Origin of the sequence: Desulfallas sp. Bu1-1, assembly GCF_015594625.1 — a bacterium.
In the GTDB taxonomy this organism is placed as follows: domain Bacteria; phylum Bacillota; class Desulfotomaculia; order Desulfotomaculales; family Desulfallaceae; genus JADNRQ01.
On the sequence record NZ_JADNRQ010000019.1, the window covers coordinates 1 to 16398 of the forward strand.

The window sequence follows — 16398 nt, forward strand, 5'->3', positions numbered from 1 at the left end:
GGAAAATTTATGGAATGAGCTGGTTCGGGATATACGGGAGAACGGGGTAATTAACCCGTTAATCATAACGCCCGACTACACCGTGCTGGCGGGCCACCTGCGGCTGGAGGCGGCACAACAGGCGGGGTTAACCCACGTACCGGTCGTTATCAGGGACGTTGATCCGGACAGTGATGAGGCGGTGGAATTGCTTATCAAGGACAACTTGTTAAGGCGGCAGTTGAACGACATGCAGGTAGCGAGGTTGATAAAGGTGTTAAAGGAAAAATACGGAGTAAGACGAGGCAATAACCAATATTTAGGAGATGCAACGGCCATTTTGGCCGAAGCTACCGGGTTGCCAAAAAGAACATTACGTCGATACGACAAGCTCAATGACCTTATTCCTGAACTTCAGATCCTGGTCGAATCCGGCAGATTTGGCACTACGGCAGCAGAGCAGGTAGCTTTTCTGTCGCCGGAAGTACAGACTGAGATTTACAAAAGGCTCAAGGAAGAAATTACCAACATGACACTGGCTGAAATCAAAGAACTCCGCAGGAAAGTCGAAGAAAGGGAGCAGTTAGAAAAAGAATTAGAGAAAGCCCAGGCTACCGCAAAAGAAATGGAATCCCGTGCCATCGAAGCAGAGGATGAGTTGAATGAGGTTAAAATGGAGCTTTCCAGCTTACAAGAAAAGCTAAATGAAGTGACACTCCGCCGTGGGCTAAAGCCCAGCGGCTTCTTTGGGCACCCGTGCGTAGTCGCTGCTCGTAGTATTTGCGGCGTGGCCGCTACCACATTGAGGGCGTAGTGGGCGACGGATACCTCGGGCGGTGCCAGGCCCGGCCCAATCCCCGGTTTGGATTTACTGCTCTTGGGGGACCGGACCACCTTCGCCTTTCGGCAAAGGCTTTGGTCGTTTAGTTATGCCGCATATCTCAAAAAGAACTTTTTAGCTATATTCTGGACCGCGTTCAGATCAGCGTTGCCCCGTTTACCGCAGTGGCAGGTAAACAATGGCGCACCGGGCCGATACCCTTCCGGGTTATCTTTTTCACCGTGCCGGGCTATTTCCAGACCGCAACTGGCACATAGCCTGCTGGTATCTCTCGGGCTTACCCGGCTGGTAATTATGCCATACTCCCAGGCTTTGTACCTGGTATAGCGGACTATCCTGCCCCGGAGCCAGTATGAACGCTTGGAATTGGCCCGCTTGCTATACTTGCCCTTTTCCGGCTTAAATTTACCCAGGTGCTCAAAGACAATGATACTCGCACCATATTTTAGGGCAAATTCCACTATCCGTCGGGATACCCGATGGGCTTCATAATCGTCGATATTTCGGATTTTGTTCCACAGGGCTTTGTTATCCTGCTCGTCTTTGTTTAGGACGCCGGTAAGGCTGCGCCTGGTCGCGATCATACCCAAAAGACGCTTCCTGCGGCCGTTTAAGCTATCGCCACCACGGATGAACCGGGTAGCCACCTGCGTGCCGTCGCTTTTGAATATGCCACATACCGCCAGCCTATCACCAATGTTTAAATCTACGGCGCAAATTCGTAAATCAGGGTTCTTTATTTGCTCGGCTATTTTTTGTACCTTGGGTTTTTGCCTTTCGATCGGGAAATGAATCTGCAACCGGTTTTGTTTAATAACTACATGAGGGCAACCCACTTCCCAATCGTTAGGAATTTGCCTGCCGGTTAGATGAAACTTAACCCATCGCCAGGTGTTGCTGTCGAACAGTTTCAGCATGATACTGTTTATCCGGTAGTCTTTAAACATACCGGAATAAAAAACGACATGCTTGTGCCACTTACGGGGCGGCACCGGGGGTTTGTCAGTAAATTTCTTGCCTTTGGCTTCGGCTTTGGCTTTTAAGTTTTTCCACCTGTTCAGGTTGGAGAAAAAAGACCGGGCTGCTCCAAGGGCAGCGTTAATACAAGCCCTCCGAAACATGGCCGGAATATCCCATTTTAAAGGGAACGGCGGAGCCGGATTATCTTTGGTTTTGTGAGTAAATCTTTCAAGCTCGGTTAACGCTTCTTTGTTAGTTAGCTCGAGAATAACCTCGTGTTCCTGGATTATCCCAAAGTAAAAGGCGGTTACTTCGTTGAAAAGCTTTTCAGTGAGCTTGAACCATTCGGGGAAGCGATATTCTAGAGTTTGCTTGATGGTTTTAGTAGGTTTTGTAGGCATGATTACAGCCCTTTCTAAGCCCTGATGTAATATTTATAGCATAGCATTTACCAACATGCCAAACAAGTGTTTTATGGCTAAAGCCCCAGATAAACCCGCCTTTTTACTCGGGCTAAAGCCCGGTAACTTGCGGCGGGTTAAAAGTTCTGTCACCATTTCGACGAAGGTATATGGATAGCCCGCAACTTCTGCCTGTTTGTGGAGTATATACTCAAAAAGCTAACCGATTCGGAGTACGTTGGCAAAAACAACGCCCTGTTGTTCAAGAAATCCTTCTCCAACCCGGGCTGGTTTCATAAGGCTGCCGCCGTCTGTGGACTTAAACTGTTGGAAGACAATTATCAACGCGGGGCAATAAAGAGCATTGTGGCAAAATCCCACCTGGACCTTCTATTCTATGTCCGGCATGTATCAAAAAGCCTCGGTGCCGCTATCGGGCGCAGCACGAAAAATCATAATGCGGATGAAATGAGGGTTGAATTAAACGAAACGCTGGAGCATTTCTTCAAACGCACGTATCACAGTTTTCTGGAAATTAATCATGCCCATGAAGAATACTCTTTGCTTGAAAAGTGGCTGCCGAAAATCGAGAGCACCATGGGGCTGATGATGGAGATGGACCCGGAACGGATGTTGGAGCAGGCAGATATGAACGAACGGAGTCTGAAAAATGTTGGATTTAATAATTTTTATGGTTAACAACGCTTGTTTTTTAATAACATTGTTACTTTATTTACATTTCAGAGAATATGACGCCAAGGGGATGTATTTGGCCGGCAGCACGGTTCTGCTATGTGCAATTATCAACATTTTTTTACTGTTAATTAGCTTGGCCGCACACTCGTGACTTTAGTCAGGCCGGCGCACACGTCCACTATTGGCTACTGGAAGTACATGCGGCGGTATGGGGTAATTATCCATCATGCCGCCGCTCTGGTTATAGCTCGGCGGGCGATTGGCTTCAAGGAACGCATTACCGGTGAACTGAAGCAGAAAATCCAGGCTGTCAAAGAGAAGCTGAACCGAAAGGTCAATTCCTTGCCTGGGGAAGGAAAAGGGATGACCCGAAAGGTGAAGCGGCTCTTCAACCGGCTGGACGAAAAGATTCCCGTATATAACGGTTTGGACCGTTTCAAACAGGAATCGTTTTATTCCGTCTGGCACGACTTGAAGCAGCTCGCTTTATCGAGTAGGTGACCCCGTTTAGCCGGTGTCGGACAAACCGGTAGGCCGTATCTAACAGATCGCGGGAGGCAATGTTTACCGCGAAATAGTCAACATTGATGAAGGCGCAAGCCGGAAGTGCCTATTTCGCGCAGTTCTCCCGTCCGGGTGGGACTCCCGGGGCCGAGGTCTCCCTGTCGCTATAGCCTGCTCCCGGGGGTAGGCAAACCCAATCCAGAAAGGAGCGAAAGCCTGGTCATGGGGAGGCCGGGTTCACAAAAACTAACAGCTTGTTAGGTATTGTGAGCTTTTTTGAACCAGGCAATTAAGTTGATTAATAGGATAACAAGAAATTTACTGTTAGTTTTAATTTCTCTGGCAATGGTGCTTGTAGTTGGGGGATGCGGAGAAAATAAAAAGGAAGTGCTTAAAATCGGGGTTACCCAGTTTGTGGCACACCCGGCCCTCGACCTGGACCGAAAAGGTTTTCTGGACCAGATGAAAGAGGAAGGGTTTATTGAAGGGGAAAATGTTGTGTTTGATATCCAAAACTCCCAGGGTGATCCCAATTTGGCCAAAACAATCGCCGATAAATTTGTAGCCGACAAGGTGGACGCGATTTTGGCCATTACCACACCCAGTTCTCAAGCCGCCGCCCAGGCTGCGAAAGGAACGGATATACCCGTGGTATTCATTGCCGTTTCCGACGCGGTAGGGGCGGGGTTGATCAAGGCTGTTGACAAGCCCACCGGTACCAATGTCACCGGGGTATACAGCGCCGACCCGGTGGAACAACAAATGGATTTGATTATGGAAATGGTCCCCGGCATAAAACAACTAGGACTGATTTATAACGCCGGCGAGGCTAATTCGGTCAGCAATATCAACAGGGCCAAAGCATACGTGGAAAGCAAAGGACTCAAGACGGTGGAGGCATCCGTGGCCAGCAGCAACGAGGTTCAGGCGGCCGCCCAATCTTTGATGGGAAGAGTGGATGCAGTGTTTGTACCCCAGGATAATACGGTAATTTCCGCCCTGGAAGCACTATTGAAAGTATTGGAAGATAACAATATTCCCCTGTTTACCGGTGATACCGAGTCAGTAAAACGCGGCGCAGTGGCGACCATCGGGAATGACGAGTATGATTGCGGGCGTCAGGGCGCAACAATGCTGGCTAGAATCCTGCGTGGTGAAAAAGCGGGGGAAATCGTCCCGGAAGAAATCCGCAAACGAACCTTGATGATCAATAAGACGGCCGCGGAAAAAATCGGCCTTGCCATTCCCGACTCCGTACTAAAACGGGCGGATGAAATAGTGGAGTAAGCGCCTGGAAAAGAGTGACGGCTCATGGAAAGCGTAATCATAAACGCTCTACAACAAGGATTAATTTTTGCCTTTATGGCGCTGGGAGTGCTGTTAACCTTCCGGTTGCTCGGGTTCCCGGATCTTACCGTGGAAGGTACATTCCCCCTGGGTGCCGCGGTAACCGCAAGAGTAATTGTCGAGGGGGTCAACCCTTTGCTGGCCGTACTGCTGGGAGCAGTTGCCGGCGGCATGGCGGGAGCGGCGACCGGTCTTATGCATACCAGGCTGAAGGTTAATAACATCCTGGCTGGCATTTTAACCGCAAGCGCCATCTACACCGTGATGCTTCGCACAATGGGCCGTCCCAATACACCTCTTTTAGCGCATGAAAATGTTTACGGCCAAGTGCTGGGCTGGTTTAACCTGACCGAAACAAACAGCACCGTTATCATCGCTTTACTGGTATTAACGGTAATAGTTCGATTGCTGCTCGGTTGGTTCTTGAATACCGACATTGGATTAGCCCTGCGCGCCACCGGCAGCAACGAGCAAATGATCAGGTCACTTGGGGTCAATACCGACAATACCAAATTAATGGGTTTAATTATCGCCAATTTTTTAGTTGGCCTGTCGGGAGCATTAGCCTGCCAGTTGCAAGGTTTCGCCGACGTGGGCATGGGCATCGGCGTGCTGGTGGCGGCTATCGCTTCGGTAATCGTGGGGGAAACCATTTTCGGCGGCAACCGCCTGGGCCGCTTACTGACGGGTGTGATTTTGGGTTCGATCGTCTACCGGGGGTTGCTGGCCATTGGTTTACGGATGGGCTTACCAGCCGAGGATTTCAAACTGATGACCGCTGTGCTCGTTTTGCTGGTCCTTTGTCTGCCTAATTTCAGTCTTAATAAACGACTGGCCGGAGTGGTTCCAGGCGTACAAACCAAAAATAAAAAACCTCGCCAAACTCGTTCCTTACAGGCGGACTATTCCCCGTCTCCTGCCAAAGAATTGACAGTGCATGTCCAAAATGACGGGAGGGTGGGCGAGTGATTAAATTGACAGGTATAGATAAATATTTTTTTGCCGGTACCCCCAACGAGGTCAAGGCGCTGGACAATGTCAACCTACGGGTTGCCCAGGGAGATTTTATCACTCTGATCGGAAGCAACGGGGCGGGTAAATCCACTTTGCTCAAAGCAATCGCAGGAGTCATTTCCGTTGACGCCGGGAGTATAGAAATTGACGGCAGGAACGTAACAAATTTGCCGGAACACACGCGCGCACGTGATATCGGCCGCATTGACCAGGACCCATTGGCCAGCACCGCCGCGGAATTAAGTATTGAAGAGAACTTGGCTATGGCTTACCTCCGCGGGCAAAAACGCGGCCTCGCCAGGGCGGTTACCGGCCAGCGAGCCGAAATATTCAGGGAAGCTTTAAAGAATATAGGGCTGGGTTTGGAGAGTCGCCTTAAAGTTCCCGTAGGCACGCTTTCCGGTGGGCAACGCCAGGCGCTGGCGCTGGTAATGGCCACACTTTCCCGTCCAAAACTGCTTCTACTTGACGAGCACACCGCAGCCCTTGACCCAAAGGCCGCAAGGCTGGTCATGGAGATTACGGAGCGATTGGTTAACCGCTACCAGTTAACTACGTTAATGATTACCCACAACATGGAACAGGCAATTCGTTTCGGCAACCGGCTGATCATGATGCACCGTGGCCGGATCATCCTGGATATAGGAGCGGAAGAGAAAAACAAACTTACAGTACCCGATTTGGTAACCAGATTCACTTCCTCCAGCGGTTCCGTCTTTGATGACGACCGCGTGCTGCTTGCATAACTAAATCTAAAAATATAGCCGGACGCCCGAACCGGGCAAGGTCCGGCTTGTTTACTTGTTACCGCTTTAAAGCTGGGATGCGATAACCGCTTTTTGAATGTGGTTGGTACCTTCAATTAAGGACATGACCCTGGCGTCCCTCAGCAATTTTTCCACCGGGCAACCCTTAAGGTAGCCCCTTCCCCCCAATATATCCATTGCCGCTGCGGTTGCCTCCTGGGCCACCTGGCTGCCCGCAATTTTGGCCATGGATGATGCCATGGTATAATCAAGATCATTGTCGATCAACCAGCAAGCTTTCCAGACAAGCAGGCGTGCGGATTCAATCTTTGTCTGCAGCTCCGCCAGGGTAAAGGAGATTGCCTGCTGGGAAAATATGGGGCGCCCGAACTGGCGGCGCTCCTTGCTATACCGCAGGGCAAATTCAAAAGCGGCCCGGGCAATTCCCACGCCCACGGCACCCGCCAGTGCTCTGCCCCGGTCGAAGGTTTGCATCAACAGTAAATAAGCGCCGCCTTTTCGACCGATTACCAGTTCATCCTGCACGAGCGTGTCTTTCATGATCAACTGGACCGTACGGGCGTAACGAATACCCATTTTGTTGCGCACCGCTCCAACCTTTAGACCCGGCACACCCGAAGGCAACAAAAACGCCATCATGCCCGCCCGCTTATTTTGGGGATCGGTAGTTGCAAAAACCGTGGTAAAATGGGCTATACCACCGTTGATGACAAAGTCTTTCACGCCGTTGATTTTCCAAACGCCGCCTTCACAGGCAGCCAGCGCAGACATGGCGCCGATATCCGAACCGGCCTCCGGCTCGGTCAGGGCAAAGGCGGCAAGATGTGGTTCAGGGGAAGCCAGAAGCGGCAAAAATGTTTTCTTTTGGTGTTCCGTCCCGGCCAGTATAACCGGTCCCGCGGCGTGGATATTGGTGGTGACCACCGTGGCCACCCCGGCACAGGTGGCGCCCAATTCCTCCAACAACAGGGCGGTGGAGAAGTAATCCAGCCCGCGCCCGCCGTACGCCCGGGGGATGGTCGGCGTCAATAAATTGTGCTCGGCCAGGGCCTGCGCCGGCCTGAAATCGAAATGGTCATCCCCTTCATCCAGTTCCCTAACCACAGGTGCAATGCGCTCGGCGGCAACCTGCCGTATTTCCTCGATTAATTGTTCCTGGGCGGGACTCAAACTAAAATTCGCCATTGCATCCCACCTCCCTTTCTTTCAGCCAAGTAACAAAGTTTATTACTAGAATTTGGCCCGCGGGGGAAAGGGACTGAAACAAGCGCAACAAATTTTGTTCCAGCGCGGTTTTCTCCCCCTGGTCTTCCCCTGGCATATTTAAAATTGGCAACAAGTTTGCCTGATAGGATGTATCTTTCTTTTTCGGAGCGGGAGATGATTGATTACCCGGTTCTCCGCTTTGACTTTCCGGTTCACCCCGGTGATAATCCGCGGGTCGTAGAAAGTATTCAATAGGTTTGTTCAATATCTCCGCGATTTTCTCCAGTTGGGCCAGGTATATTCTGCGCTTGCCCTTTTCATAGTTAGACAGGGTGGACTGGGAACAACCTATTTTCGCCGCCAGTTGTTCCTGGCTGTAACCCGCCTCCTCCCTGGCCAATTGCAATTGCCTTCCAATTGATTTATATCCCATTTTGCCAGCCTCTTTAACGTTTTTATTAATTTACCATAATTAAGATAAAAAAATTACTCTCAAAAGAATTATAACATGAAATATTGATTCAGTAATTACATATTGCTATAATTATTCCAATATATAATAAATTGACTATTCAAAAAACAAATTTTTTTAAAAGAAGGAGGCTTTAATTTAATGAACCTGGTTGAAATGCTGGACCGTAACGCAAGGAAATTCCCGCATAAGGACTGCCTGCGCTACGGCGGTCGCGGTTTGACTTTTGCCGGTTTAAAAGAACAAGCCGAGCGGGCGGCAGGTTTGTTTCAATCCTGGGGTGTGCAAAAGGGTGACAAAATTGCCATTATGAGCTTTAATACTCCCGCCTTTGTCATCGCGTTTTTTGGTGCGCTCAAAGCCGGGGCTGCGGTGGTACCGGTAAACCACAAGCTTGCTGCTCCAGAGGTTGATTACATACTGGAACACAGCGAGGCCCGGGCTTTATTGTTTGACGGCGCCCTTAGCCAGATTGCAAACAATATTTCGGTTCCAATTAAAATGGCCGCCATCGATTCCGATGCAGGGGGTTTTGAACGCATGGAGAAGGCCATGGAAAATATTTCAGTCTTTAAACTACAAGAAATAGAAGACAATGATTTGGCCGAGATACTTTACACCTCCGGCACCACGGGCAAGCCCAAGGGATGCCTGCATACCCACAAAAATGTCATTTTCGCCGGAATCACCGGCGCCCTGGCCATGAAGATGGACGAGCAAGACCGGCTGTTGATGGCCATGCCAATTTGGCATTCCTCTCCTTTGAACAACTGGTTTATGGCCGCCCAGTACATGGGAGCCACCACGGTTCTCCTGCGTGAATATCACCCTCTACATTTCTTGCAGGCGGTGCAGGACGAAAAATGCACCATTTATTTTGGCGCGCCCATCAGTTATATCATGCCCGTCCAGTTAATTCCCAACTTTGGCGATTTTGACCTGTCTTCTATGCGCTGTTGGATTTACGGTGGCGGTCCCATTTCGGGTGAAGTGGCCCTCATGCTGGTGGAAAAATACAGGAGCAATAATTTCTACCAGGTTTATGGCATGACCGAAGCGGGTCCGACAGGCACGGTGCTTTACCCCCGGGACCAAGTACGCAAAGCGGGTTCCATTGGTTGCAACGCCCTGCCGGGTGCGGAAATCATGGTGATGAAGAGCGATACTGAACCCGCCTCCCCCGGTGAAACAGGAGAAATCTGGCTGAAAAGCGACAGCATGATGAACGGTTACTACAAAAACCCGGAAGCAACGGCCGCAGCATTCATCAACGGGTGGTACCGAACCGGTGACGTGGCCCGGGTGGATGAAGACGGTTACCTGTATATCGTGGACCGGCTCAAGGACATGATCGTTACCGGCGGTGAAAATGTTTATTCCAAGGAAGTGGAGGACGCCATCGCAGCCCATCCCGGCGTGGTGGAAGCGGCGGTGATCGGCAGGCCGCATCCCGATTGGGGTGAAACCGTTGTCGCCTTTGTGGTGCTCAAAGAAGGTGCGGGTTTGGATGTGGATGAGCTCAAGTCTTTTTTGGCCGCCAAACTGGCTAAATATAAAATCCCCAGAGAATTTAATTTTGTATCCGAACTGCCCCACACTCCCACCGGCAAGGTTAAAAAGTTTGAGTTGCGCGAGCAGTTTGCCTGAGTGTAATGCTTGAATGTAGGATTGAATGCGAGACTGAGTGAATAACTAAATTGATGTCGAATATCGGTTGCTAATACAATCTATTAAATTTGAGGAGATGTGAATAATGTATGATTTCTTATTAACCGAAGAACAGAAAAAACTACGGGATGAGGCAAGGGACCTGGTCAAGTGGGTTCCCCGCCAGATGATTCTGGATATGGACCAGGATAAAATCCGTTTCCCCAGGGAGTTTCTTCGGGAGGCCGGGCGCCGCAACCTCATGGGTTGCCGTTACCCCCAAAAATGGGGCGGCCGGGGGATGGACTGGGTGTCCACGGCCATGGTCATGGAAGAAATCGGCACACTGGGCTATATTTTTGCTTGTACTTTCGGTGTGGGCGCCGAACTGGTTTGTGACGCCATTATCCAGCATGGAACTGATGAACAAAAGGAAAAATATGTTAAACCTTTATTAGCCGGCGAAATCTTTGCCGCCGAATGCCTGACAGAACCCCGGGGCGGATCGGACTTTTTCGGAACCACCACCACGGCGGAAGACAAAGGTGATTATTTCCTCTTGAATGGCCAAAAACGGTTTATTGTAGGGGCCGAAGGAGCAGATTATTTCCTTGTTTATGCCCGGACCGACCATAACCCCGGAGCTCACCCCCACAAAGCACTGACCTGTTTCATCGTAGACCGCGGCCCCGGCGTTGAGGTGAAATATATCTATGGCTTGATGGGCTGCCGCGGTGGCGGTGCCGGTCGCATCGTGTTCAAAAATGTCAAAGTGCCCAGAGAAAATATTGTGGGAGAACTAAACGATGCATATACCGTGTTCAACACCATGATGATCCCCGAACGCCTGGGTACCGCGGCAATGACCATCGGCGCGGCCCGTCCCGCTCTGGACGTGGCCACCCGTTATACATCCCGGCGCAAGGCTTTCGGGCGGGTAATCAATCAATTTCAGGGCGTCAGTTTCCAGGTGGCCGAAGCGGCCATGCTTCTCGACGCGGCCCGCTCGATGGTTTATACCACCTGCCGGGCGGTAGACGCCGGCGTGGACACCAATCGCATCCGGCGTATGGTCAGCGAGACTAAAAAATTCGTCACCGAATCCTGCCAAAAGGCGGCCAGAAATGCCATGCAGGTTATGGGCGGTATCGGCTACACCAACGTATTCCCCATCGAGCGCATCGTGCGGGACCTGGGCCTGGCCTCCATCTGGACCGGGACCAACGAAGTGATGGCCATGATTACCGCCCACGAGTGGTACCGGGAATACGAACAAAACATAAAAACCCGTCAGGAACGGGACTATGAGTTGGACGCCGCCGAAGCCGCCGCTGTGGAGGAGAAGATCTACGAGTAAACTGAGCTACGTATAATCGAGTAACAAGATTATAATTCGTTTTTAACCTGCCAGATTAAATGCTGATTGCCGTTAACTTGAAAATAATAATAATCTGACTTGGAATTAACCTTGAATAGATAAAGAAATTCGCTGTTTTCTTTCTTAAATCCAAAATTACGGGCAACCACGGACCGGTCTACTTCCAATGGTCTGTACGAACGCCCCTCCGCATCGATTATGCGGCCGCCGGGTTTTGCCTCCGCCGCGCCGGTTTGCAAGCCCAGACCCATAAAAACATACCCCGGTTCGGCCATAGCCACATTATTATTTAAATTTAGTGTATCGGTAAAAATTTTCTCGCCTTTCCGTGCCAAGTATGATTTGCCGTCAACGGAAACCGCCTGTCCCAACAGCGCGTAATCCACGGGCGGTTTTATTTTTTCAGCCCGGTATTCGTGCCCGGGCTGTACTGCAAGCCAGTAAACGATAAAAAATATTCCGGGCGCGAAAATCATGAACAACAGCCATTTTCTTTTTACCTGTTCGGCACTTTTACGGGACATCAAATGTCACCCCTTCTCATTATTTCCAGCTCGACAAAAATTGTCAATCCCAATTCTTCTGCCGCCCGGATTTGGTATAATTTATAAATTCCGTGACAATCAGGCATAATATTATCAAAAACCAGCCAAACTATAATTGTTTTCAAGTAAATTAGGGAGGTGCGTAAGAATGCATGCGGAAGTCGACCAGGACCTTTGTATTAGCTGCGGGGCATGTATTGATACTTGTCCGGAAGTATTTGATTGGAACGACGATGAAAAGGCTCATTCCATAGTTGATGAAATACCCAGCGATTTGGAAGAACAGGCCACGGAAGCTGCCGAAGGGTGTCCCACGGACGCCATCACTATCAATTAAATATAAACATAAAAGTAAAAGCAAGGACACGGCGTACCATAAACCAGCCGTGTCTTAATTTTCAAAAGGAGGATGCGCTGTGCCCAAAAAACCTAAAATACTCCATGTGGTCAGACCGACTGAAGGGGGTATCGGAAGGCACATTGTAACCTTAATAGACGGTTTGAAAAATGATTTCGACATATCTGTGGCCTGCCTGCATCAAAGCCGGTTGGAAGAGCTAATCCTGTCCATGGGAATTACAATATTACCTTTGCCCCTGGGAGGAACACTGTCTCCCCGAGAGGATTACCGTTCGTTTAAATTACTGGTTGGTTTTATGCGCAGCCAGGGTATTGACCTGGTCCACTCCCACGGCGCCAAGGCCGCCCTGATCGCCAGGCCTGCGGCCCTAATTGCCGGGGTGCCCGCTTCCGTATATACCGTACACAATTCGGTATTCAATGAAAAATGGCCGTCCTGGAAAAATGGTTTAGCCACCACCATCGAACATATTTTATCATGGCCCACCGATTGCATCGTTACGGTATCCAATGCTTTGCGCCATGAGATTATGACCAGGGAAAAAATAAACCGCTCTAAAATTAAAGTTATTTATAACGGTATCTCTTTAAACAGTTTACATTTTACCCCCAACATAAGCCAATGGAATCTGCCACCCCGCCGGACCGTAGTGGGAACGGTGGCCCGCATGGCACCACAAAAGGGATTATCCGTGCTGCTTCAGGCGGCGGAACAACTACTACGCAAATATCGCAATATCCATTTTATCCTGGCGGGCGACGGTCCTTTAAAAGACAGCCTGATGGAACAAGTCCGGTCGCTCTCCATGGAAAACCGGTTTACCTTCACGGGCGCGGTCAACAACATATCTACTGTATACGCCGCCATGGATATTTTTGTTTTGCCTTCCTTGACGGAGGGACTACCTTTATCCCTGCTTGAAGCAATGGCGTTCTCACTGCCCGTGGTTGCATCGGCGGTGGGCGGCGTGCCGGAAGTAATCGAACACGGCGTATCCGGTTTACTGGTGGCACCCGGCAATGCCACGGAACTGGCCCATGGAATCGCCTACCTGCTGGACAATCCCGGCCGGGCAGGAGAAATGGGCAAAAAAGCGCGTCAAAGAGTGGTTCAACATTTTAATGCATCAAAAATGGTTGAACAAACAGCATATCTTTACTACAATTTGTTAAGGGAAAAGGGGGCTCTTCCGAATGAAAAAGAAGTGATATAAACATTTGCTTTTTTCATGGCAGATTGTTGCTAACTGTTTATTATAGATTGAGATATTTTGGCACTTGCACCACGGATTAAACTATTGGAAGGGGTAGTATTGGTTGAATAGGATCTTGCTTTGGTCAATTTTGATTGTGGCGGTCATAACGCTGACTATCAGCACATTAATCCCCGTACCCGAAGGTTATGAACCCAAAAGCCTGCCGTTTTTTGAATCCAGTTTACCCGGACCGCAAAACATAGAAAACATTCCCGGGCCTGGCAGATTTTATTTGATCACTGTTGATCGCCTGACGCTTCAGGATATTAACGACAACCGGGAACTGTTCGATGTTTTAAGTGCTGGTGTAATGGGGCTGATGAGCAGCGGAGTGGAAGGAAGTGTCACCCCGGATAACTCTTTCCTTTCAATCGGCGCCGGCGCGCCGGCTAACGCATCGGGCACGGCCGAACACGGCTTTAACGCGCGGGATCTCATATCCGGGGTCTCAGCAAGTGTTATCTACCGCCAGAGAACCGGGCTGGAAGCACAGAGCGATTCCGTACTGCAGCTTGATATTGCCAGAATAAAAAAATTGAACGCCGAAAACAAATACTCCGCGATTCCCGGCTACTTGGGTACATTGTTGCAAAACCAGGGCTTTACGGTCGAAGTGCTGGGAAATTCCGATATAATGAACGATCCCCAAAGACCGGCGGTGGGACTGGCCATGAACAAAGAAGGGGTTGTGGCCGGTGGAAACGTAGGCTATGGGACATTACTGGAAGACAACACTTTCCCCGGGGGTTTGCGCACCAACTACGACAAGCTGCTTGATTTAGCCACCCGCCAGAAAGGGAAAACCGGGTTGACGGTGGTGGAACTGGGCGATCTGGAGCGGTTGGAGCGTATGGGTGGGTACCTGGAGGAAAGCGTACTCCAAGCCCGGCGCGTAGAAACCATTAAAAATATTACCGCGTTTATTTCCACCATGCTTGATCGCGTCAATTTGCAACGCGATATGGTGATGATTGTTTCCCCCACTCCCAGGGGTAATTATTTACCGAGTTCAAATTACCTGACTCCTGTGGTTGTTTTGGGGCAAGACATCAAACCGGGCATATTAACTTCGCCTACCACGAAACGTCCCGGGATTGTTAGAAATACGGACCTGGCACCCACAATACTGAATTATTTCGGCATTCCCGTTCCGGAACAAATGTACGGGCGTTGTCTCCAGGTAATACCGGGCGATAATGATAATACGCTGGACAGTTTATCAGCTTTGTACGCCGGGCTGGAACTTAATTACCAGGCCAGGCCGCCGGTACTGCGCAATTATGTTCTGGTCCAGCTGGTACTGGTGTTTTTATCGCTGGTTGCAATTTTTTTACCCGGCAGCAATTCCTTGATGCTGGTTTTAAAACCTTTGTTGCTGGCTGTGATGGCCTTCCCAATCGCATTGTTAATGGTTACACTACTACCGCATTATTCCCTGGCGGTCCTGGTAATTCAGTTAATCGCCATCACGTCCGGAATTATCGCTATCATCCACTTGTGGTTGAAAAACTATGAAAACAACCTGGCCCCTTTTATTATCATCAGCTTATTTACCTCGTTGTGCATTATGGTCGACCTTTTCATGGGATCGCCCATGCAAAAAAATTCCCTTTTGGGATATGACCCCATAGTCGGGGCAAGATTTTACGGTATAGGCAACGAGTATATGGGAGTTTTAATCGGATCGACCATTATCGGAACAACAGCCCTGGCAAATCGCCTGTTTAAAAACAATAAACGAGCGTTGCCGCTTATCGGCGCGTATTATCTAGTAGTACTTTATTTGATCGCGGCCCCCCAACTGGGTACAAACGTGGGGGGGGCGATTGCGGGAACGGTATCATTCCTGGTTACCTTCATGCTGTTAACCGGGGTGCGATTTAACGTCAAAACATTGATTAAACTGGTAACTGCTGTCTGCTTGCTTTTATTTGTCCTTATTTTTTATGACCTGCAGCGTCCCGTTGAGTACCAATCTCACATCGGGCGTACGGCCAACCTGATCCTGAAGGGCGGCCCGGGTGAAATAACAAATATTATCACCCGTAAGGTCAACATGAATATTAAACTTCTAAGATATACCATTTGGAGCAGGATTTTCCTGGCCAGCCTGGCCAGCCTGGCCATACTTTTTTACCGCCCGGTTGGAATCATGCAGTCGATCAAATCCCGTTATTCCTACATATACAAGGGGTTTATCGGAGTAGTTACGGCCAGTATTATGGCTTTTTTGTTCAACGATTCCGGAGTGGTGGCGGCGGCAACCGCAATGATTTTCGGGGTCCCGCCTTTGCTTTACCTGGTGATCAGAACTTTACGCACGGAACGCGTCAAATGAATATTATAATTACATATGGAAATTTTAACACGGCCCGCCCGGGGCGTAACTTTGACGAGAAAAAGCGAGCAAACCATAGATTATTAATATAAATACAAACTAAACCAAGCAAACTACAACTATACTTAAAATTTTATTGACAACAACAAATTTTATGCTAAAATTGAGTTTGATTGGTACACGGCAGTGCATATTTACTGTCGAAAGCCGTAAAAATCATATTGAAAAAAGGGGGAAGATAATTAGAATGAAACCTTTGGGCCGCCATGTTTTAGCTGAAATTTATGGATGCGAATTCGATATTCTTAATGACATCAACAAAGTAGAAAAAATAATGGTTAACGCAGCTCTGAAAGCGGGTGCCGAAGTAAGAGAATATGTATTCCATAAATTCAGCCCTCAAGGGGTAAGCGGGGTGGTCGTAATTTCAGAGTCTCATTTGGCAATTCATACCTGGCCCGAGCTTGGTTACGCCGCGGTGGACGTATTTACCTGCGGGGAAAAAGTTAATCCCTGGGATGCTTGCAATTACCTTACCGAGCAATTCGGTGCCGAACATCTGACCGCTAAAGAGACAAAACGGGGAATCCTGCCGGATATAATGCCGCGGGAAGCCGTAAATCTTTAGGAGGGATTTTTATTAGTACCAACTTGAGTGAAGATTAGCATGGCCTTGCGGTTTTAAAA

At 49.4% G+C, this 16398-nt stretch carries 16 protein-coding genes; 12 read left to right on the top strand and 4 right to left on the bottom strand.

From position 1 onward, the window contains the following. On the top strand, window positions 1-793 hold a 793-nt coding region (locus IT084_RS14010; protein ID WP_195713524.1), incomplete at its 5' end, for a ParB/RepB/Spo0J family partition protein. Between the two features lie 113 nt (window positions 794-906). Here IT084_RS14010 and IT084_RS14015 read toward each other — a convergent pair. Then, window positions 907-2181: an RNA-guided endonuclease TnpB family protein gene (locus IT084_RS14015; protein ID WP_195713525.1), complete on the bottom strand. Its 1275-nt coding sequence runs from the start codon at window positions 2179-2181 to the stop codon at window positions 907-909. A gap of 327 nt (window positions 2182-2508) precedes the next feature. On the opposite strand from IT084_RS14015, the gene IT084_RS14020 reads away from it, so the two are divergent. The 5 genes from IT084_RS14020 (at window position 2509) to IT084_RS14040 (ending at window position 6488) form a co-directional block, all read left to right on the top strand. Next, a complete protein-coding gene (locus IT084_RS14020) occupies window positions 2509-2880 on the top strand; it encodes a hypothetical protein (protein WP_195713526.1) in 372 nt (123 codons plus the stop codon). A gap of 144 nt (window positions 2881-3024) precedes the next feature. After that, window positions 3025-3378 (top strand): hypothetical protein, encoded by a 354-nt coding sequence (locus IT084_RS14025; protein ID WP_243276987.1) that lies wholly within the window; start codon window positions 3025-3027, stop codon window positions 3376-3378. 297 nt (window positions 3379-3675) lie between these two features. Next, window positions 3676-4668, top strand: a complete 993-nt coding sequence (locus tag IT084_RS14030) for an ABC transporter substrate-binding protein (protein WP_195713527.1) — start codon at window positions 3676-3678, stop codon at window positions 4666-4668. Between the two features lie 24 nt (window positions 4669-4692). Then, window positions 4693-5697 carry an ABC transporter permease gene (locus IT084_RS14035; RefSeq protein WP_195713528.1) on the top strand — a complete coding sequence of 335 codons (1005 nt, stop codon included), beginning with the start codon at window positions 4693-4695 and terminating at the stop codon, window positions 5695-5697. Then, entirely contained in the window at window positions 5694-6488 is a 795-nt protein-coding gene (locus IT084_RS14040; RefSeq protein WP_195713529.1) for an ABC transporter ATP-binding protein, read from the top strand. The genes IT084_RS14035 and IT084_RS14040 overlap by 4 nt, the downstream gene beginning before the upstream one ends. Window positions 6489-6554: 66 nt before the next feature. On the opposite strand, the gene IT084_RS14045 is transcribed toward IT084_RS14040, so the two are convergent. Together IT084_RS14045 and IT084_RS14050 are read right to left on the bottom strand one after the other, a co-directional pair. Next, a complete protein-coding gene (locus IT084_RS14045) occupies window positions 6555-7694 on the bottom strand; it encodes an acyl-CoA dehydrogenase family protein (RefSeq protein WP_195713530.1) in 1140 nt (379 codons plus the stop codon). Beyond that, the gene (locus IT084_RS14050; protein ID WP_195713531.1) at window positions 7681-8148 is read right to left on the bottom strand and encodes a helix-turn-helix domain-containing protein; all 468 of its coding nucleotides are present in this window, start codon (window positions 8146-8148) and stop codon (window positions 7681-7683) included. The genes IT084_RS14045 and IT084_RS14050 overlap by 14 nt, the downstream gene beginning before the upstream one ends. 180 nt (window positions 8149-8328) lie before the next feature. Between IT084_RS14050 and IT084_RS14055 the strand changes: the two genes are divergently transcribed. Next, a complete protein-coding gene (locus IT084_RS14055) occupies window positions 8329-9834 on the top strand; it encodes a class I adenylate-forming enzyme family protein (protein WP_195713532.1) in 1506 nt (501 codons plus the stop codon). Between the two features lie 106 nt (window positions 9835-9940). Further along, a complete protein-coding gene (locus IT084_RS14060; RefSeq protein ID WP_195713533.1) occupies window positions 9941-11191 on the top strand; it encodes an acyl-CoA dehydrogenase family protein in 1251 nt (416 codons plus the stop codon). A gap of 29 nt (window positions 11192-11220) precedes the next feature. Here the strand turns inward: IT084_RS14060 and IT084_RS14065 are convergent, their stop codons facing one another. Then, entirely contained in the window at window positions 11221-11736 is a 516-nt protein-coding gene (locus IT084_RS14065) for a hypothetical protein (RefSeq protein WP_195713534.1), read from the bottom strand. Window positions 11737-11905: 169 nt separating this feature from the next. Between IT084_RS14065 and IT084_RS14070 the strand changes: the two genes are divergently transcribed. The 4 genes from IT084_RS14070 (at window position 11906) to speD (ending at window position 16339) form a co-directional block, all read left to right on the top strand. Beyond that, on the top strand, window positions 11906-12094 hold the full coding sequence (locus tag IT084_RS14070; RefSeq protein ID WP_195713535.1) for a ferredoxin: 189 nt from the start codon (window positions 11906-11908) through the stop codon (window positions 12092-12094). A gap of 79 nt (window positions 12095-12173) precedes the next feature. Beyond that, window positions 12174-13331 (top strand): glycosyltransferase family 4 protein, encoded by a 1158-nt coding sequence (locus IT084_RS18860; protein WP_195713536.1) that lies wholly within the window; start codon window positions 12174-12176, stop codon window positions 13329-13331. Between the two features lie 103 nt (window positions 13332-13434). Continuing rightward, on the top strand, window positions 13435-15711 hold the full coding sequence (locus tag IT084_RS14080) for a hypothetical protein (protein ID WP_195713537.1): 2277 nt from the start codon (window positions 13435-13437) through the stop codon (window positions 15709-15711). A 247-nt stretch (window positions 15712-15958) separates the two neighbouring features. After that, the gene (gene speD / locus IT084_RS14085) at window positions 15959-16339 is read left to right on the top strand and encodes an adenosylmethionine decarboxylase (protein ID WP_195713538.1); all 381 of its coding nucleotides are present in this window, start codon (window positions 15959-15961) and stop codon (window positions 16337-16339) included. Window positions 16340-16398: the final 59 nt, after the last annotated feature.

Excerpts from the sequence above, each read along its gene's own strand:
- IT084_RS14065 (WP_195713534.1), bottom strand. The coding sequence starts at position 11,736 with ATGTCCCGTAAAAGTGCCGAACAGGTAAAAAGAAAATGGCTGTTGTTC.
- IT084_RS14045 (WP_195713530.1), bottom strand. The coding sequence starts at position 7,694 with ATGGCGAATTTTAGTTTGAGTCCCGCCCAGGAACAATTAATCGAGGAA.
- IT084_RS14055 (WP_195713532.1), top strand. The coding sequence starts at position 8,329 with ATGAACCTGGTTGAAATGCTGGACCGTAACGCAAGGAAATTCCCGCAT.
- speD (WP_195713538.1), top strand. The coding sequence starts at position 15,959 with ATGAAACCTTTGGGCCGCCATGTTTTAGCTGAAATTTATGGATGCGAA.
- IT084_RS14015 (WP_195713525.1), bottom strand. The coding sequence starts at position 2,181 with ATGCCTACAAAACCTACTAAAACCATCAAGCAAACTCTAGAATATCGC.
- IT084_RS14070 (WP_195713535.1), top strand. The coding sequence starts at position 11,906 with ATGCATGCGGAAGTCGACCAGGACCTTTGTATTAGCTGCGGGGCATGT.
- IT084_RS14035 (WP_195713528.1), top strand. The coding sequence starts at position 4,693 with ATGGAAAGCGTAATCATAAACGCTCTACAACAAGGATTAATTTTTGCC.
- IT084_RS14050 (WP_195713531.1), bottom strand. The coding sequence starts at position 8,148 with ATGGGATATAAATCAATTGGAAGGCAATTGCAATTGGCCAGGGAGGAG.
- IT084_RS14060 (WP_195713533.1), top strand. The coding sequence starts at position 9,941 with ATGTATGATTTCTTATTAACCGAAGAACAGAAAAAACTACGGGATGAG.